The organism is Micromonospora cynarisoli, from assembly GCF_030518815.1.
In the GTDB taxonomy this organism is placed as follows: domain Bacteria; phylum Actinomycetota; class Actinomycetes; order Mycobacteriales; family Micromonosporaceae; genus Micromonospora; species Micromonospora wenchangensis.
Genome location: NZ_CP130426.1, coordinates 80,068 through 100,933 on the forward strand (window position 1 = coordinate 80,068; position 20,866 = coordinate 100,933).

A 20,866-nucleotide genomic window follows, 5' to 3' on the forward strand; every position below is an offset into this window, starting at 1 on the left:
CGGACCGCCCGGGTGCGCCGCCGTGCCGGCCGGGTCACCGACCCTCGACGAGGCATGGCAGGAGAAACTGCTCGACAGTGCCCGCTACCACTTCCGCGTGCTGGTCGCGGGCGTGCTCCAGCTACCGGTGGCGGCCGTCAGCGCGGACGTCACGTTCGACAGGTACGGCATCGACTCGATCCTCGTGGTGCAGCTCACCGACGCGGTGCGCGCCGAGCTGGACGGCGTGGGGAGCACGCTCTTCTTCGAGGTACGCACCATCGACGGGCTGGCCCGGCACTTCGCGCGTACCCAGCCCGACGCGCTCGCGGCGCTGGTCGGCCTCGCCGCCGCGCCCGTCGTACCCGACCCGGCCGCCACCGTTGCGCAGGCCGTCCCGTCGGCGGACGGTGTGCCCGCGCTCGGGCCTGTCCGGTCAGCACCCGAGGTCGGCGCGTCGTCGCTCACCCGCACACCGGCCGAGGGCCGGGCCGACGAAAGCATGCCGATCGCGATCATCGGGATGGCCGGGCGCTACCCGGGCGCGCGTGACCTCGACGCTTTCTGGGCCAACCTGCTCGCCGGCGTCGACAGCGTCACCGACATCCCGGCCGACCGGTGGGACCACGACCGCTGGTACGACCCGACCCGGGGCACCCCGGGAAAGACGTACGCCAGGTGGGGCGGCTTCCTGGACGACGTCGCCGGGTTCGACCCGCTCTTCTTCGCCATCTCCCCGTCCGCCGCGTCCGCGATGGACCCGCAGGAGCGGCTGTTCCTGGAGGTCGCGTACGAGACGATGCAGGACGCCGGCTACACCCGCGACTCGCTGCGCGCCGCCGCCCGGAGCCGGGCCGGCGCGGACGCGGGCGACATCGGTGTCTTCGCTGGCGCCATGTACTCCGAGTACCAGCTCTACGGCGCCGAGCAGAACGTGCACGGCGAGCCACTGGTCGTGCCGGGCAGTCTGGCCTCCATCGCCAACCGGGTGTCCTACTTTCTCGACGCGAGCGGACCCAGCATCGCCGTCGACACCATGTGCTCCTCCGCCCTGGTGGCCATCCATCTCGCCTGCTCCGCCATCGCTCGCGGTGAGTGTGGGATGGCCCTGGCCGGAGGCGTCAACCTGTCGCTGCACCCGAGCAAGTACCTGATGATCGGGCAGACGGGCTTCGCGTCCAGCGACGGTCGGTGCCGCAGCTTCGGCGCGGACGGCGACGGGTACGTGCCCGGCGAGGGTGTGGGCGCGGTGCTCCTGCGTCCCCTGGCCGACGCCGAGGCCGCCGGCGATCGAGTCCTGGGTGTGATCCGGGGTAGTGCGGTCAACCACGGTGGCCGTACCCACGGCTTCACCGTGCCCAACCCGCAGGCGCAGGCGGCGGTCATCCGGCGGGCGTACCGCGCCTCCGGTGTGGACCCGCGCCGGATCGGCTACGTGGAGGCGCACGGCACCGGCACCGCGCTGGGCGATCCGATCGAGATCGCGGGGCTGACCGCCGCGTTCGCCGAGTTCACCGATGATCGGGGGTTTTGTTCCATCGGGTCGGTGAAGTCCAACATCGGGCACGTGGAGGCGGCCGCCGGCGTCGTCGGTCTGAGCAAGCTCCTGCTACAGATGCGGCACGGCACCTTCGTCCCGTCCCTGCACGCCGAGCTGGTGAATCCGGACATCGACTTCACCACGACCCCGTTCGTGTTGCGGCGTGACGCCGCGCCGTGGCCCCGCCCCGAGGGCGGTTCCCGGGTCGGTGTGGTGTCCGCGTTCGGCGCGGGGGGTTCGAACGCGCATCTGATCGTCGAGGAGCACACCGCGCCTCGTCCCGGGGTCCAGCCGTCCGGGCCACGGATCGCCGTGTTGTCCGCGATGAACGAGGAGAGGCTGCGGGAGTACGCGCGGCGTCTGCGGGACGCGCTGCGGGAAGGCCCATGGGAGGACGCCGACCTGGCCGACATCGCCTGGACGCTCCAGATCGGCCGCGAGGCGATGCCGGTCCGGTTCGCCGCCGTGGTCGCCGACCTGCCCACCCTGATCGACGCGCTGGACGTGTGCGCCAGGGGTGGTCGGCTGCCCCGGGGCGCCCACCTGGGCACCGGGGAACGGCCGCAGGGGACACTGGCGGCCTTCGCAGACGACGAGGAGTTTCCGCGGACCGTCGCGCGCTGGGCGGCAAGTGGCCGGCTGGAGCCCCTGGCGCAGGCCTGGGTCGGCGGGATCGCGGTGGACTGGCGGCTGCTGTACCCGGACGGCCCGATCCCGCGCCGGGTGTCGCTGCCAGCGTACCCGTTCGCCCGGGACCGGTACTGGTACACCGACCTGCTGACCGACTCCGGCACCGTCCCTCCGGCTCCGGCCACCGTCCCCGCTGGTGCGGTGTCCGCGCCCGCCGGGCCAGTCGTGCCCGCCGCCGACAGGCTGCCGGCCGGGGACCTCACCCTCCGCACGGTGTGGGAACCGGTGCGTCCGCAGGGCACCCCGGATGGCGGCCGGATCCTCGCGATCGGTCTGCGCCCCGAGGAGATCACGGCACTGGAGGCGGTCGCGGAGGTGACCGTCTCGGCCGAGGTGCCGCCCGACGCCGGCGACTACGACCGCGTGGTGTTCGCCGTGCCCACCCCGGTGACCGACGATCTCGCCGCCGCCCGGATCGACGCCCAGCGCGCCGTGGCCCGGCGCGCGGTGGACATACTCCGGACGCTGGGCGAGCTCCCCGACGACGACCTGGAAGTAACGCTGCTGACCCGGGACGCGTTCGCTCCCGGGGGCGGGCCCGTCGATCCGGCCCAGGCCGCCCTGCACGGGCTCTTCGGCGGCTACGCGAAGGAGCAACCACGGCGTGGGTTCCGCGCCGTCGACCTGACCGGCGGCCAGCCGCTCGTCCCGGGCGAGGTGTTCGGCCTGCCCGCCGACCGTCGGGCGCTTCCGCTGGCCCGCCGGAGCGGACAGTGGTCACGCCGGTACCTCGTGCCGGTCGAGCCGGGCGAGGTGGCCGGGGCCTCCGCTCTGCGCGACGGCGGCGTCTACCTGCTCACCGGTGGCGCCGGTGACCTCGGCGTCGAGCTGAGCGAGTACCTGGCCGGCCGGTACCGGGCGAACACCGTCTGGGTGGGGCGCCGCGCCGAGAACGACGAGATCCGGGCGAGGATGGCGCGGGTGGCGGCGGCCGGACCAACCCCGGTCTACCTCCGAGCCGACGTGACCGACCCCGCCGACCTCGTCCGCGTGCGCGACCACGTGCTCGCCCGCCACGGCCGGATCGATGGCGTGATCCACCTCGCGATGACGTTCAGCCACACCCGGCTGACCGACGTGACCGGACCGGAACTGGAGGCGACCCTGGCCGCCAAGGTGGACCCGTGTCTGCGGTTCGCCGAGGTGTTCGCCGGCGTGGAGCTCGACTTCGTCCTCCTGGTCTCCTCGCTGGTCAGCCATGTCCGCAACGCCCACCAGGCCCACTACGCGGCCGCCTGCTCCTTCCTGGACGCCGCCGCGCCCGGGCTGGCGGCGGCGCTCGGCCGCCCGGTCAAGGTGGTGAACTGGGGCTACTGGGGCAACGTCAGCACGGCGCGGATCCGGGAGATGGCCGCACTCGGCCTGGCGCCGATCGATCCGGCCACCGCGATGGCCGCCGTGGAGCGCCTGCTGTCCGGGCCGCTGGACCAGATCGGCTTCATGCGGCTCGGATGGCCACTGCCGGTGGAGGGTGTGCTGACCGCCGAGACGCTCCGGGTGCAGCCGATGACGCCGGGCCGGGCGCAGCCCGTTCGGGTACCGCTGCCTGCCGCGCTCGCCGACTTCCAACGTGGACCGGTGCCGGCACGGATCGACACCGCGCTGTGCCGGTGGGTGGCCGCCGAACTGCGGCACGCCGGTCTCGACGAGCCGGCAGCGATCGTCGTGGCACCGAAGTACGACCGGTGGCTCACCGCGATGCTGACCGAACTTGCCCGGCACGGCCTGGTGGACGACAGCGGCCACTGGACCGTGAACTGCCCGGACGGCGGTCAGGCGGTACCGCTGCGGGACGCGTGGGAGACCTCCACCGGTACCTGGGTGGCCGCCAACCCCGACCTGCGGACGTCGCTGAACCTGCTCGGCCGTACCGTGCCCGCGCTCGCCAGCGTGCTGCGCGGTGATCTGCCCGCCACCGACGTGCTGTTCCCGGGTGGCTCGCTCGACCTGGTCGAAGGCGTGTACCGGGACAACCGCGTGGCCGCCCACCTCAACGCGGTGCTCGCCGACCAGGTGCTCGCCCACCTACGCGCCCGGCGGGCCGCCGAGCCGGACGCCCCGCTGCGCATCCTGGAGATCGGCGCGGGCACCGGTGGCACCACCCGGCCGGTACTGGACCGGCTGGAGGCCGCCGGGCTGCTGCCGGTCGAGTACTGCTTCACCGACCTGTCGCGTGCTTTCCTGCACCGGGCTGCGGACACCTTCGGCGTCGGCCGCGGGTTCGTCGCCTACGAGGTGCTGGACGTGGCGGTGCCACCGACCCGGCAGGGCTTCGCGCAGGGCCGCTACGACGTGGTCATCGCGGCCAACGTGCTGCACGCGACCGCCGACGTGCGCCTCGCTCTCCGCCACGCCAAGGCGCTGCTGCGCGGAGGCGGCCTGCTGGCCCTGAACGAGATCAGCGGCTTCCATCTGGTCAACCACCTGACGTTCGGGCTGCTCGACGGCTGGTGGGAGTACGCCGACGCCGAGCTGCGGGTGCCCGGTGTCCCGGCGCTGTCGCCCTCGGCCTGGGGCGAGGTGCTGCGTCAGGAGGGCTTCGGGGGGATCAGCTCGCCGGCGACGGATGCCGAGCAGCTCGGCCAGCACATCCTGGTCGCGTACAGCGACGGCCTGGTACGCCTGCCGCGCGAGGGGGCACCCGAGGTGGAGGCGGAGGCGCAGCCCGGGTCGGCACGGCCGGCGAACGGTACCGGTGTTCCCGCTGCCGGCGCCGGCGCTCCCGTCGCGGAGGTCTTCGGCATCGTGCTGGCCGAGCTGGCCGGCGCGCTGCGGGTGCCGGCGGGGGACATCGACCCGGATCGGGCTTTCGCCGACTACGGGTTGGACTCGATCGTCGGCGCGGGCTTCGTCCAGCGACTCAACACGCTGCTGGACCTGGACCTGCTGACCACGGTGATCTTCGACTACCGCAGCGTGGGTCTGCTGGCGGCGCACATCACCGAACAGCACCGCCCCACCCTGCCACCGCCCGCCGGACCCGAGCCGTCCACCGCGCCCGCGTCGGTCGTGCCGTCGGACGCCGTACCTGCCCCGGAGTCGGGCGTCGAGCCCGCTCCCGCTCCTGCGGCGAGAGCGGCATCGGCCACCGGGGGACAGCCCGACCGGCACGGACGTGAGCCGATCGCGATCATCGGCATCAGTGGCCGGTTCGCCGGGTCGCCCGACGTGGACGCGCTGTGGGAGCACCTGGCCGCCGGTGACGACCTGGTCGGCGACATCGAACGCTGGGACCTGTCCGGGCCCGAGTACGCCGACCTGACCTGTCGCGCGGGCAGCTTCCTGGAGGACATCGACCGGTTCGACGGACGGTTCTTCAGGATGTCCGGCAAGGAGGCCGCCTACACCGACCCGCAGCAGCGGATCTTCCTGGAGCAGGCGTGGGCCGCGCTGGAGGACGCCGGTTACGCCGGGCCGGCCGTGGACGGCAGGCGCTGCGGGGTCTACGTCGGCTGTACCAACGGCGACTACCGGGAGTGGTTCGACGACCGTCCGCCCGCTCAGGCGGCGTGGGGCAACGCGCTGTCGGTCGTGCCGGCCCGGGTGGCGTACCACCTGAACCTGCACGGGCCGGCGATCGCCGTGGACACCGCCTGTTCGAGTTCACTGGTCGCCGTTCACCTGGCCTGTCAGGGGCTGTGGAGCGGCGAGACGGAACTGGCAGTGGCCGGTGGCGTGAGTGTGCAGACGACGCCGAACACCTACCTCACGGCGGGCCGGGCCGGCATGCTGTCGCCGACCGGCCGCTGCCACACCTTCGACGCGTCCGCCGACGGATTCGTCCCCGGGGAGGGCGTCGGGGTGTTGGTGCTGCGCCGCCTGTCCGACGCCCTGGCCGACGGTGACCACATCCACGCGGTGATCCGGGGCTCCGGCATCAACCAGGACGGTGCCACCAACGGCATCACCGCGCCCAGTGCCCTCTCCCAGGAGCGGCTGATCCGCGACGTGTACCGCGAGTTCGACGTCGACCCGGCCGGGATCGGCATGGTGGAGGCGCACGGCACCGGCACGGTACTGGGCGATCCGATCGAGGTCGATGCGTTGGTCAGGGCATTCGGTACGGACGACGGGGACCGGCCGGCCTGTGCGCTGGGCAGCATCAAGACGAACATCGGGCACACCATGTCGGCGGCCGGTGTCGCCGGACTGCTCAAGATCGTCCTGGCTCTGCGGCACCGGCAGATCCCGCCGTCGCTGCACCACATCGACACCAATCCGGCGATCCGGCTCGACGGCAGCCCGTTCTACGTCAACACCACCCTTCGGCAGTGGCAGCCGAACGCACGCGGCCAGCGGGTCGCGGCGACGAGCTCGTTCGGCTTCAGTGGCACCAACGCGCACCTCGTGGTGGAGGAGCCACCGCCGGTCGGCCCGCGTACGGACACCGACACCGAACAGTTGTTCCTGCTCTCCGCACCGCGACCGGAGGCGCTGCGGCAACTGGCCACCGACCTGACGGACCACCTCGACCGCGCCCCGGCACAGGCGCTCGCCGACGTGGCCTGGACCCTGGCGGCCGGCCGCGCCCACTTCACGCACCGACTGGCGATCGCCGCCGCCGATCGCCGCACCCTGGTCACGCGGATGCGGGCCTGGCTGGACGGACGCCCGGACGAGCCGGCCGCCGACCCCGAGATCGAGCGGGCACGCCTGCGCTACCTCGACGGCGCCCCACCGGACACCCGGCGCGGCGGCGGGGACGTGCGTCGGGTGCCGCTGCCGACGTACCCGTTCCAGCGGCGTAGCCACTGGGTCGGTGGCGGCGCTGGCGACACCCGCCCGGGGCCCCGGCCCGTAGCGACGCAGCCGGCAACGGCCGGGCCGACCGCGCTGCCGGACGAGCCGATCGCGGTGATCGGCCTGGCTGCCCGGTTCGCCCGTACCGACAGTGCCGAGGAACTGTGGGCACACCTCGCCGCCGGCGACGACCTCGTCGGTGAGGTGACCCGCTGGGATCTGCGGTCCACCCCGGGCGGCCGGCACGGCAGCTTCGTCGAGGACATCGCCCGCTTCGACGCCCTGTTCTTCGGCATCTCCGGTACCGAGGCGGTTTACACCGATCCGCAGCAGCGCATCTTCCTGGAGGAGTGCTGGCACGCGTTGGAGGACGCGGGGTACGCCGGCGAACGGCTCACCGACCGCAACTGCGGGGTGTACGTCGGGGCCTACTCCGGCGACTACCACGAGCTGATCGGTGAGAACCGCCCTCCGCAGACCATGTGGGGCAACATGGCCTCGGTCGTCGCATCCCGGATCTCCTACCTGCTCGACCTGTCCGGACCTGCGGTCGCTGTCGACTCGGCGTGCTCCAGCTCGCTGGTGGCGATCGACCTCGCCTGCGACAGCCTGCGGCTGGGCACGGTCTCCATGGCGTTGGCCGGCGGCGTCTTCATCCAGGCCACCCCCCGGCTGTACCAGTTCTCGGCGAACGCGAAGATGCTGTCGCCGACCGGCCGTTGCCGTACCTTCGACGCGGCGGCCGACGGCATGGTGCCGGGTGAGGGCGCGGGTGTCGTGGTCCTCAAACGACTCGGGGACGCGCTGCGCGACGGCGACCACGTCTACGCGGTCGTCAGCGGTTCGGGTGTGAACCAGGACGGCACCACCAGGGGCATCACCGCGCCCAGTGGCGCGGCGCAGGAGCGTCTGCTGCGACAGGTGCACCGCAAGGCGGGGGTCGCGGCCGGCGGCATCCAGTTGATCGAGGCACACGGCACGGGCACGCCACTCGGCGACCCGATCGAGTTCGCGGCACTGGCGGCGGCTTTCGAGGGCGCCCCGGTCAACGGCTGCGCGCTGGGCTCGATCAAGGCGACGCTCGGCCACACCCAGTTCACCGCCGGCGTCGCCGGGGTGCTCAAGGCCATCCTTGCGCTGCACCACCGGCAGATCCCGGCGACACCGCACTTCACCCGTGCGAACCCGCGGATCCCGTTGGCCGACAGTCCGTTCCACGTACCCACCGCGCTGCGGGACTGGCCGCAGCCGGCCGCCGGTCCCCGACGTGCCGGGGTCAGCTCGTTCGGCGCCAGCGGCACCAACGCGCACGCGGTGATCGAGGAGGCGCCGGTCGACAGGCGGCCCGGCCACCGGGCCCACCCGGAGTGGCTGCTCACGCTGTCAGCGCAGGACGGGACGGCGCTGCACCGCCACGTGCGGCAGATGTTGGCGTTCGCGCAGGAGCACCCCGACCTGGACCTCGGGGACGTGGCGTACACGCTGGCGACCGGGCGGCGCCACGAGCCGTACCGCTGGGCCTGCGTGGCTGCCTCCGGCGAACAGTGGCGCGAGGCGATGCGCGACTGGTTGGCAGGCGACACCGCCGGGCAGGTGCACACCGGCCGCGCCCTCGACGACGAGCGGGGCGGTGACCCGGACGCCGGATCGGCCGGATCCGGCACCGGCGTCCACGAACTGGCCCGGGCATGGGTACGCGGCGCGGTGACCTCGTTCGCCGCCTCGTTCGCCGACGGTGGCTTCCGAATCGTGCCGCTGCCGGGGTACCCGTTCGCCGGCGAGCGCTACTGGGTCGGTTCGACGCTGCCCGAGGTGGCGCCCTCGCCGGTTTCGGCGGCGTCGAACGCACCCGGCGCGACGGAGTCCTCGCCGCTGGCCGGACGAAGAGTCGCCGGAGCGCAGCCACGCTACCTGGTACGACTGACGGGCCAGGAGTTCTTCCTGGACCAGCATCGGGTGTCCGGCGTACCCGTCCTGCCCGGCGTCGCCTACCTGGAGATGGCTCGGGCGGTGGCCGAGGCGGAGGGCTTCGGCCGGACCGGGGTGCTGCTCCGTGACGTGGTCTGGACCCGGCCGGCCCGCATCACCGCGCCCACCGAGGTGGAGGTCCTGCTGCGGCCACAGCCGGACGGCACACTGGCCTACGAGATCGCCTCGCTTCCGGCCCCCGGTGACCGGCAGGTGCACGGGAAGGGCCAGGTGGAGCGGAGCGTGCCGGCCGCTCCGCAGCCGCTCGACATCACCGGACTGCGGGCCCGGTGCACTGTCCGGACGCTCGACCGAGCCGCCTGCTACCGGCTCTACGACGGTACCGAGATGGGCCTGGGGCCCGCCATGCGTGGCGTCGACCGGTTGGAGATCGGTCCGGGACTGATCGTCGCCCGGCTGCGGCGGCCCGGCGGCACCAAGGCGGACGACCCGTTCACAGTGCACCCCGCCATGCTCGACTCGGCGCTGCAGGCCACCCTCGGTCTGGCCCTGGCCGAGGGGGCAGCGGAGGTGTCGGCCGCCCTGCCGTTCGCGTTGACCGAGATGCGGACGTACGCGCCGACGCCGTCGAGCGGGTGGGCGGTGATCCGTCCGTCCGGTAACGACCGGCCCGGTACCGTGCGCCGACTCGACATCGAGCTGTGCGACGACGACGGGACCGTGTGCGTGTCGTTGCTCGGTTTCACCTTCCGGGCGTTGCCCGGCGGTGACCGGCCCACGGCCCGGTCCGTGGACGCGCCCGCCCCTTCCGCGCCGATGGTGCCGAGCGGTGTCGCTGCGGTGCTGGCCCGGCACTGGTGGCAGGAGGCCGAGCCCGCCGCCGGTGGCCCGCCGCCGGTCCGGCACGAGGTTCTCCTGGCCGGGCCGGGCACGGCCGATCCGACGCGGCTGGCTGGGGTTCTCGGCGTCCCGTGCGGCGCGCTTCTCGACGATGTCGGCGACGACCTCGCGGTCGGTTTCACCAGCTACGCCGCGGCACTACTGGACCGGCTCCAACGGGCGATCACGCCGGGCGCGGGCGGTGCGACGCTGATCCAGCTCGTGGTGCCGGCGGGGAGCGAACTCGCCGCGCTCGGTGGCCTGCTGCGCACCGCCGGACACGAGCATCCGAGGCTGCACACCCAACTCGTCGAGGTGGAACCGGGCACCGATCTGACGACCCTGGCCGGGTACCTACGCCAGGACGCCACCAGCGGCGATGCCACGGTCCGCCACACCGGCGGTCGACGCGGGGTGTCCCGGTGGAGCCGCCTCGTCGACTGTCCGCCGGTACGCCCGTGGAAGACCGGGGGCGTCTATCTGATCACCGGCGGCGCGGGTGGGCTCGGTGCGATCTTCGCCCGGGAGATCGCCAGCAGTGTCCGGGACGCCACGGTCGTCCTCGGCGGCCGGTCGGTGGCCGGCCCGACCCAGCACGAACTGCTGGGCGAGCTGCGCGCGGCGGGTGCCACCGCGAGCTACCGGAAGCTGGACGTGAGCGACCGGACAGCGGTTCGGCGGATCGTCGACGCGATAGTCGCCGAGCACGGCCGCCTCGACGGTGTGGTGCACGGCGCCGGGGTGCTGCGCGACGGGTTCCTGGCCCGCAAGAGTGTGGACGACCTGCGTGCCGTCCTGGCCGCGAAGGTCGCCGGAATCGTCCACCTCGACGAGGCCACGGCAGGGATCGACCTCGACTTCCTGATCGGCTTCTCGTCACTGTCCACGAGGGGGAACCCGGGACAGGCCGACTACGCGGCGGCGAACGCCTTCCTCGACGCGTACGTGGTCCGGCGGGCGGAGCAGGTGGCGAACGGTCTGCGGCATGGTCGGACACTCAGCGTCGGCTGGCCGCTCTGGGCAGAGGGCGGTATGCGGATCGACCCGACCACGTGGGGCCGGATCCGGGAGTCCACCGGAATGCACCCGATGCCGTCCGCGGTGGGTGTCGAGGCACTTTACCGCGCGTACGGCAGTGAGGAGGCGCACGTGCAGGTGATGTACGGCGACGAGGAGCGGATCGGCCCCGAGTTCCTGACCGAGCCGCCCCCGGATCCCGTGTCGATACCGGTGGTCGGTCCGGCTGTGTCGGGTGCGGCGGTGTCGGGTCCGGGTGTGCCGGGTCCGGATGGTGTGGGTCGGGTTGTGGTGGCGGGGGTGTTGGCGGAGCTGGCGGCTTCGGTGTTGAGGTTGCCGGTGGAGCGGATCGAGGTCGGTCGGGAGTTGAGCCGGTACGGGTTCGATTCGTTGTCGTTGACGGAGTTGAGCGTGGCGGTGGCGGCGCGGTTCGGCCTGTCGCTCGATCCGACGGTGATGTTCGAGTTTCCGACGTTGTCGGGTCTGGCGGATCACCTGCTGGCCACGTACCCGGAGAAGTTCACCCCGGTGGACGGCGACCCGGAGCCGCCCGCGCGACCCGGCAGCGGCGTGGAGGAACTGGTACGCCTGCTGGCGGAGCGGGTGTCGACCCTGCTCGACGTTCCGGCGGACGAGATCGACGGCGCGGTCGAGTTGACCGACTACGGCTTCGACTCGATCTCGCTGGTGGACTACGTCGGCATGCTGAACAGCGAGTTCGGGCTGTCGCTGGTGCCGACGCTCCTGTTGGAGTACCCGACGCTCGACGGGCTGGCCGAGCACCTGCTGTCCGAGTACCCCGGCACGTTCGCGGTTGCCGCACCGGCGGCCCCGGCCACGGCTTCGGTCGTCGTCACCGCGTCTGCCCCGGCCAGCGCCGCCGTGTCGGTGCCGGTGGTCGGTGCGGCGGTGTCGGGTCCGGGTGTGCCGGGTCCGGATGGTGTGGGTCGGGTTGTGGTGGCGGGGGTGTTGGCGGAGCTGGCGGCTTCGGTGTTGAGGTTGCCGGTGGAGCGGATCGAGGTCGGTCGGGAGTTGAGCCGGTACGGGTTCGATTCGTTGTCGTTGACGGAGTTGAGCGTGGCGGTGGCGGCGCGGTTCGGCCTGTCGCTCGATCCGACGGTGATGTTCGAGTTTCCGACGTTGTCGGGTCTGGCGGATCACCTGCTGGCCACGTACCCGGAGAAGTTCACCGCGCCGGCCCCGCCGCCCGAGCCGACCCCGACCCCGGCCCCGGCGGCCCCGGTGTCGGCCGAGGCCGATGATGCCGGCCCGGAGCCGATCGCGGTGGTCGGCATGAGCGGTCGCTTCCCGATGGCCGAGGACATCGCGGAATTCTGGCGCAACCTCGCCGAGGGCCGCGACTGCATCGCCGAGATCCCCGCCGACCGCTGGGACTGGCGGGCGATCTTCGGCGACCCGATCAAGCAGCCCAACACCAGCAACGTCAGGTGGGGTGGATTCATCGAGGGGATCGGCGACTTCGACCCGCTGTTCTTCGACATCTCGCCACGTGAGGCGGAGCTGATGGATCCGCAGCAGCGACTCCTGCTGCTCTACGCCTGGCAGGCACTCGAAGACGCCGGCTACAGCGCCGAGTCGGTGGCGGGCAGCGACATGTCCATCGTGGTCGGCACCGCCAGCACCGGCTACCCGACGCTGGTCGCGAAGCACTCACCGGTGGTCGAGCCGTACGACGCGACCGGCGCTGCGCCGTGCATGGGTCCGAACCGGATGAGCTACTTCCTCGGCGTGCACGGCCCGAGCGAGCCGGTCGACACGGCCTGCTCCAGCGCGCTGATCGCCACCCACCGGGCGGTGTCGACCCTGCTCGACGGCACGTCCGACATGGCGATCGTCGGTGGCGTCAACACGATCATCAACCGGGATCTGCACATCAGCATGTCGAAGGCCGGCATGCTGAGCGAGGACGGCCGCAGCAAGACGTTCTCCGCCGAGGCCGACGGGTATGCCCGGGGCGAGGGTGTGGGCATGCTGGTACTCAAGCGGCTCAGCCTGGCCGAACGCGACGGCGATCACATCTACGGACTGATCCGCGCCACTGCGGAGAACCACGGAGGCCGAGCCACCTCACTGACCGCGCCGAACCCGAGAGCACAGGCCGCGGTGATCCGGGCGGCACACCGCCGGGCCGGCATCGACCCACGCACCGTCGGCTACATCGAGGCGCACGGCACCGGCACAAGGCTCGGCGACCCGGTCGAGATCAACGGCTTGAAGCAGGCATTCCACGACCTGTACGACGACCACGACGCGAGCGTCACCGGCGCGCACTGCGGCGTCGGCTCGGTGAAGACGAACATCGGCCACCTGGAGGTTGCGGCCGGTATCGCCGGAATGATCAAGGTGCTGCTGCAGATGCGCCACCGCACACTGGTGCCGAGCCTGCACTGCGACACCGTCAACCCGCTGGTCAAACTCGACGGCAGCCCCTTCTACCTGGTCCGTGAGCGCCGGGACTGGCCAGCGCCGATCGGCCCGGACGGGACGGAACTGCCCCGCCGGGCCGGGGTCAGCTCGTTCGCCTTCGGCGGCGCGAACGCCCACGTGGTGTTGGAGGAGTACGTGCCGCGTGCCGCCCCCGCCGCGCCGCCCCCGCCCGCCGGGCCGGTACCGGTCGTGCTGTCGGCGAGCCACCACGACGTACTGTGCACGCTCGTCGCCCGCTGGATCGACGCTCTGCGCCGGGGCGAGTGGACCGACGCCGACCTGCCGTCGATCGCCTACACCTCGCAGGTCGGCCGGACCCACCTGACAGAGCGGCTGGCCTGCCTGATCGGCAACGTCACCGAACTGGTCGTGGCGCTGGAGTCCTGGCTGCGTGACGAACCCGCGCCGAGCGTGCTGACCGGGCGGGTCCGACGCGGCGAGGAACCTGTCGCACCCGCGGTGACAGGTCCGGCCGGCGCGCAGGCGCTGGCGGCGGCGTGGGTACGCGGGGCCGAGGTGGACTGGTCCCCGCTGCACCCACTGCGGCCCCGCCGTGTCCCGCTGCCGACGTACCCGTTCCGGCTGCGCCGCTACTGGCTCGACACCACCACGACACGGGTGGACCGGCCGGCGACGAACATGCCGCACCCCCTGCTGCACGCCAACGTCTCGACCCTGACCGAGCAGCGGTACACCACCCGGTTCACCGGACGGGAGCCGATGCTGGACGACCATCGGGTACGGCGCGTGCCGGTACTGCCCGGGGTGGCGTACCTGGAGATGGCCCGCGCCGCCGCCACCCTGGCGGCCGGCGGCGACTGGTCGCCGGCGCGGGTCCGCTGGGTACGACCGCTGCCGGTGGAGACGGAGACCGAGGTACACACCACGATCGGGGCGAGCGACGACGGAAGCCTCTCCTGGTCGGTGAGCACGGCGGGCGCGAACGGCGCACCGGTGGTGCACGCGCACGGGCTGTTGCTCGCCTCCGGGGGCGGTACCGGACAACCGCCCCGGCTCGACCTCGCGGCCCTGCGTGCCCAGTGCGACGGGCCGGTGCTGGACGAGGCGGCCTGCTACCAGCGGCTGAGCCGGCTCGGCCTGCCGTACGGGCGGACGTTCCGGGCGATCGACCAGCTGCACTGCGGTAGCCGGATCGCGGTGGCCCGGATCCGGCGGCCGGACGTGTCGAGCGGCGATCCCGCGCTCGTGCTGCACCCGAGTGTCCTCGACGCCGCGTTGCAGAGCAGCCAGGGGCTGTTCGTGGCCGACCCGGAGTCGGTGGGGGCGGCGCTGCCGTTCGCACTGGAGGCGGCCCAAGTGCTGCGGCCGACCCCGGCCTCCGGATGGGCCGTGGTGCGCTTCGGCCCGAACGACCACCCCGCCGGCGATCGCAGCCTGGACATCGACGTGTGCGACGACAGCGGTGAGGTCTGTGTACGACTGCGTGGCTTCGGTGTCCGTCGGCATCCGACACCGGGTGATCCGGCGCAGGCGACCGGCCCGGTGGGCGTGGCTGGTCCGGTGGCGGCGGCCAGCCCGGCCGGCAGCGGCGGTCCGGTGCAGACGGAACAGGCGGTCAGGGCCGCGGACGTGGACCCGGACGGTGACGCGTACCTCGCACAGCTCATTCGCGACATCGGCGCGGGCCGCGTGAGCGCGGACGACTTCGAACGGAGCCTGGCATGACCCGGAACATCAACTCCGCGGCCGAGCTGTACGAGCTCATCCGACGTGGTGAGATCGATCAGGACGAGGCGCTGCGCGTTGCCCGACGGTTCCGGCGGCCGATCCCGGTGTCCACCCCGGACACGCCGACCGGCACGCCGGCTTCGCCGGCCGCGCCCCCCATCGACCTGGAGGCGCTGCGCGAGCGGATCTGTGACGTGACCGCGGCGAAGGTTCGGGAACTGCTCAAGGTGAGCGCCGAGGACCTCGACGTAGACGTCGAGCTGAGCGAGTACGGCCTCGACTCGGTGACGATCAGTCACCTGGTCAGCATGCTCAACGACGCGTTGGGGCTGGAGTTGAGACCCACGGTGCTGTTCGAGCACCCGAACATCCGGGGCCTTGGTGATCACCTGGCCGCCGAGCACGGAGCCGCGCTGGCCGGGCATCTGGGGCTGCTGCCTCCGGCCACCTCGCTGCCTCCGGCCACCTCGCCGCCGCCGAAGCCGGCTGTGCCGGTACGGGGATCGACGCCGGCGTCCGTCGGGCGGCTGGCGTCGGCCGGAACGGCCGAGCCGGTAGCGGTCATCGGGATGAGCGGACGCTTCCCGCAGGCCGCCGACCTCGACGAGTTCTGGCGGAATCTGGCCGAGGGCCGCGACTGCGTCACCGAGGTACCCGCGGACCGCTGGGACTGGCGTGCGCTTCACGGCGACCCGTTCGACCCCGCGGGCCGGACCACCGTCAAGTGGGGCGGTTTCGTGGACGGGGTCGCCGACTTCGACCCGGAGTTCTTCGGCATAGCGCCGAAGGAGGCACTGTTGATGGATCCCCAGCAGCGTCTCCTGATGCTGTACGTCTGGAAGGCGCTGGAGGACGCCGGCCAATCCGCGTCCGATCTGGCGGGCAGCGACCTGGCGATCGTCGTCGGCACCGCGGTCACCGGCTACCACAAGCTGATCGACAGGGCCGGCGGAAGCGCTGACGGTGTGGCCGCGACCGCGACCGTGCCGTCCGTCGGGCCGAACCGGATGAGCTTCTTCCTCGACGCGCACGGGCCCAGCGAGCCGGTCGAGACGGCGTGCTCCAGTTCGCTCGTCGCGCTGCATCGGGCGGTCGTCGCGCTGGAACGCGACGAGTGCTCGGTGGCCGTGGCGGGCGGCGTGAACACCCTCATCGTGCCGGACGGGCACATCAGCTTCGGCCGCGCCGGGATGCTCAGTGAGGACGGCCGTTGCAAGACGTTCTCCGACCGGGCCGACGGCTACGTACGAGGTGAGGGCGTCGGTCTGGTCGTGCTGAAGAAACTGTCGGCGGCCCAGCGGGACGGTGACCACGTCTACGGGCTCATCCGGGGCTCGGCTGTCAACCACGGCGGGCGGGCCAACTCGCTCACCTCGCCGAACCCGCGGGCACAGGCGGCGGTGGTCCGCGCGGCGTACCGGCGGGCTGGTGTCGACCCGCGCACCGTGGGCTACATCGAGGCACACGGCACCGGCACGAGCCTCGGCGACCCGATCGAGATCAACGGTCTCCGTGAAGCGTTCCGCGACCTGTACGACGACCACGGCGCGAGCGTCACCGGCGCGCACTGCGGGCTCGGCTCGGTGAAGACGAACATCGGTCATCTCGAACTGGCCGCCGGCGTGGCCGGCGTGTTGAAGGTGCTGCTGCAGATGCAGCACCGTACGCTCGCGCCGAGCCTGCACTGCGAGACCGTGAATCCGTACATCGAGCTGGTGGACAGCCCGTTCTACCTGGTCCGTGAGCGCCGGGACTGGCCGGCCCCGGTCGACGCGGACGGGACCGAGTCGCCCCGGCGGGCCGGGATCAGCTCCTTCGGCTTCGGGGGCGTGAACGCACACGTCGTGCTGGAGGAGTACGTCGTGCCCGCCGAGGCGGTACCGTCGGCGCCGGTAGCGGTGGTGCTGTCCGCACGCGAACCCGAGACGCTGCTCGGCCGCGTCCGACAACTGCTCGACGCCATCGAGCGGGGCCGGGTCGGCGACGGTGACCTGGCCCGGCTCGCGTACACGTTGCAGGTGGGGCGGGTGCCCATGCCGGAGCGGCTGGCGTTCGTCGCCGGGTCGATGGCCGAGGTGGTCGAACGGCTGCGTGCGGTGGTGCTTGGCGGGCCGACCGATGGGATCAGCCGGGGCCGAGCGGCCACCCACGGCCTCTGGCGCACGCTGGGCGGTGACGAGGACATCGCGGCGGCGATGGACAACTGGGTCGCCAAGGGCAGGCTGGCCAAGCTGCTGGAACTGTGGGTGGCCGGGCTCGACTTCGACTGGCGCCGGCTCTACCGGGACGGGACGCCGGGCCGGATGCCACTGCCGTCGTACCCGTTCCGCCTCGAACGGTTCTGGATCGCCGACCGGGGTCGGTCCCGATCCGTGGAGCCGACGCCGGAGTCCCGGTACCGGCACGTGTTGACCGCTAGCGACTATTTCCTGCGCGACCACCGCCTGCGTGGCGTGCCCACGTTGCCCGCCGTGGCGTGCCTGGAGCTTGCCCGGGAGGCGCTGGTCCGGGCCGAGCCGAGGGCAGCCGCGACGGGCCTGCGGATCCGGGACGTGCGCTGGCTGCGGCCGGTTCAGACGACCAGCGAACGCACCGTGGAGGTGACTGTCTCCGCACCGTCCGACGGCGGGCTGAGGCCGTTCGCGTTGACCACCGACGGCGGGTCCACCGTGTGCGCCCAGGGTGTCGGCCGTGCCGGACCGGATCTCGGCGAGGCCCCGACCCTGCCGGTCGCCGAACTGGTGCGCGGGTGCGCGCACCTGCTCTCAGCCGACGACTGCTACGCCATGTTCGAGCGGCTCGGCCTGACCTACGGTCCGGCGCTGCGCACCATCGAGACGTTGCACTACGGCCGGGAGACCGCTGTCGCCCGGCTGCGTCTGCCGACCGAGGCGGCCTCGTCGCTGACGCTCAACCCGAGCATGCTCGACGGCGCGTTGCAGGCGGTCATCGGACTGTGGCTGGGCGAGCGGAACGACCTGCCGGCCGGGCCGGCGTTGCCGTTCGCCGTACGCGAGGTGCTGGTGTTCGCGGCCACCCCCGGTGACGGCTGGGCGGTCCTCCGGCTTGACCGGGAGGACCGGGGCGGGGACATACGCCGCCTGGACGTGGACGTCTGCGACGCCGACGGCCGGGTAGCGGTGCGCCTGCTGGGTTTCCGCACCCGGCCGCTGAACCCGGAGCTGACTGCGCGGCTGCTCGGCCAGGAGCCGGGACACGGGCCGGAAACGCGCGCACTGCTGCTCGCCCCCGGCTGGACGGAGCTGACCGGTGTGACCGGCGCGCCGTGGCCGTCCGCCGGTCCGGTGGCGCTGGCGGGCGGCACCCCGGCCGAGCGGGCGGCGTTCGGCACACACGTTCCAGGCGCGCTACTGCTCGACGACCCGGCGTCGGACGCGTTCCCGGCCGCCGTCGAGCACCTGGTCTGGGTCGCACCGGACCGGGGCACGGCGGCACCGACCGACGCCGCGCTGGAGGTGTTCCGGATGGTGCGGCGGTTGCTGGCGGCCGGCGACGGCCGTGAGGTGACGCTGACCCTGGTCACCCGGGGCGCCTGCCGGGTGCCCGGGGACGGTGCCGCCGATCCGCTGTACGCGGGTGTGCACGGGCTGGCCGGATCGCTGGCCAAGGAGTTTCCGCACTGGCGGGTCCGGGTGGCCGACGTGCCGGCCGGGGCCGACGTCCCCTGGGACGTCGTGCTGCGGCTGCCAGCGGACACGTGGGGCGACGTCGCGGCGTACCGGGACGGCACCTGGTTCGGCCAGACCCTGACCGAGGTGACCGGACCGTCCGGGAACGACGGGCCGGCGGATCTGGGTGAGGGACCGGTGGTGGTGATCGGCGGCGCGGGCGGCATCGGTACGGCCTGGACCGAGCACCTCGTGCGTACCCGGGGTACCCAGGTGGTGTGGATCGGCCGACGGGCCGAGGACGACCGCGTCGCCGCCCGCCGGGCGGCCGTGGCCGAGTTCGGGCCGATGCCCTGGTACGTCCGCGCCGACGCGACCGACCCTGGCGATCTGCGGCGGGCGCGCGACGAGATCGTGGCCCGGTACGGGCCGGTGCGGGCGGTCGTGCACGCCGCCGTCGTCCTGGACGACCGCAGCCTGACCCGGATGGACGAGGACAGCTTCCGCGCCGTGTACGCCGCGAAGGCGGATTCGGTGGTCGCGCTGGCTGAGGCGTTCACCGACGACCCGCTGCGGTTCGTGGCGCTCTTCTCCTCGGTGCAGGCCCTGTTCTCCGCGCCCGGACAGGCCAACTACGCGGCGGGGTGCGCGTTCGCCGACGCGTTCGCCGAGCGGCTCGCGGTGGTCCTGGGCTGCCCGGTGAAGGTGATGGACTGGGGCTACTGGGGCGGCACCGGGGTCGGTGCCGACGAGCGGCTGCGCGAACGGATGGCCCGGCTCGGCCTTGGCTCGATCGAACCGGACGAGGGCGTGGCGGCCTTCGACACGCTGCTCGCCTCGAAACATGACCGGCTGGCGTTCCTGAAACTCAGCCGGACGCAGAGCCTGGACGCGTTCAACGACCACGCGGCCCGACACGGATCACCGGCGGCCACCCCGGGCGTCGCACCGGGCCGGAACGCGATCGCCCGCGAGGTCACCGACCTGTTGGCCGAGGTGCTCGAAATGGAGCCGGAGCGGCTGCGCCCGGACCAGCCGCTCCGTTCGTACGGCTTCGACTCGATCTTCATGACCCAGTTCGCCGCCCGGGTGACCAAGCTCTGGGGCGATGTGCTGCCGCTGGACGTCCTGGCCCAGTGCGACACCCTGCGGGACATAGTGGACCGGCTCACCACGTCGGCCCCGGCGTCGCCGTCGAACGTCGGTCGGGCCGAGCCACCTGCGCCTGTCGACACCGAACCCGTCGCAGTCGCCGGGACGGAGCCACCGGCGGTCACGAACGTCCTCGCCGTGCCGCAGCATCCGCTGCCGAAACGCTCCTCTCCGGCCTCGCCCAACGGCTTTCCCGAGCTGGTCCGGATCAACCAGGTCCGCAACGGCCGGCCGGTGTTCTGGATCCACCACGGCAATGGCGGGGTGGAGGTCTACCGCCCGGTGGCAGCGCACAGTGCCCGCCCCTTCTTCGGCGTGCAGCCGCACGGCTTCAACGACGGCGATGACCTGCTCGGCAGCCACGATGCCATGGCCGAGCGGTACGCCGAGATCATTCAGGCGGTGCAGCCGGAGGGCCCGTACGACATCGGAGGGTTCTCGCTGGGCGGCCTGTTCGCGTACGAGGTGGTACGCCGGCTACAGACGGCCGGCGGCCGGGTGAACACCCTGGTGATGCTGGACACGCTGGACGCCACCTCGACCAACCGGGCGAACGCCGTGATGCAGGGCGGAAGCACCGACCCGGCGGTGGTGGCGAAGGTGGCCGCGTTCCGCGCGGTCAACCTCGTGCTCGGCAACAACCGTCTGGACGCGGCCAACGGGTCCACGCCGATCCTGCACCGCGACGAGGTGGATGCCTCGGGGGAGTACGACGTGTTCCTCGACCGGTTGATCGCGGCGGCCTTGGCCGGGGGCACCGGCATGACCGAGGTGCAGCTCCGTACCCGGGTGACCCGGCTCGCCGGTTACTTCGAGGTCCTGCACGGCGAGCCGCACGTGGTCCGTCCCCTGCCCCGACGCGCCGAGCTGACCTGCTACTACGTGCGCAACCGCGGCGGCCGGTTCTTCGGTTCGTTCGAGGATCACATGATCCTGTACCCCGACCCGGACGTTCCCGGCGTGGACGGTACCCACTACTGGCGGGAGTGGGAGGAGCAGATCGACGACTTCTTCGTCATCGACGTGGATACGCGTGAGCACACGGATGTGATGATCGCGCCGCAGGCGCTGACCAAGGTACAGCGGCTGAGTGCCTCGCTGTACCAGGCGTCGACCCGGTCACCCGGCCCGACGGCCCCCGTCAACAGCCACGCCGTGGCCGGGCGGTGACCCC

General features: G+C 72.6%; 2 protein-coding genes (1 of these 2 cut by a window edge). Both read left to right on the forward strand.

What is annotated here, in order from left to right; translation table 11 throughout:
- Window positions 1-14,908 carry the 3' portion of an SDR family NAD(P)-dependent oxidoreductase gene (locus tag Q2K16_RS00285; protein ID WP_302742747.1) on the forward strand. It extends 9,101 nt beyond the left edge of the window, so 14,908 of the gene's 24,009 nt are visible here — the last part of the coding sequence; its start codon lies beyond the left edge, outside the window; the stop codon is at window positions 14,906-14,908.
- Window positions 14,905-20,862 carry an SDR family NAD(P)-dependent oxidoreductase gene (locus tag Q2K16_RS00290; RefSeq protein WP_302742748.1) on the forward strand — a complete coding sequence of 1,986 codons (5,958 nt, stop codon included), beginning with the start codon at window positions 14,905-14,907 and terminating at the stop codon, window positions 20,860-20,862. The genes Q2K16_RS00285 and Q2K16_RS00290 overlap by 4 nt, the downstream gene beginning before the upstream one ends.
- Window positions 20,863-20,866 lie beyond the last annotated feature (4 nt).

What these genes read in the sequence shown, in the direction of transcription:
- Q2K16_RS00290 (WP_302742748.1), top strand. Translation starts at nt 14,905, where the DNA reads ATGACCCGGAACATCAACTCCGCGGCCGAGCTGTACGAGCTCATCCGA.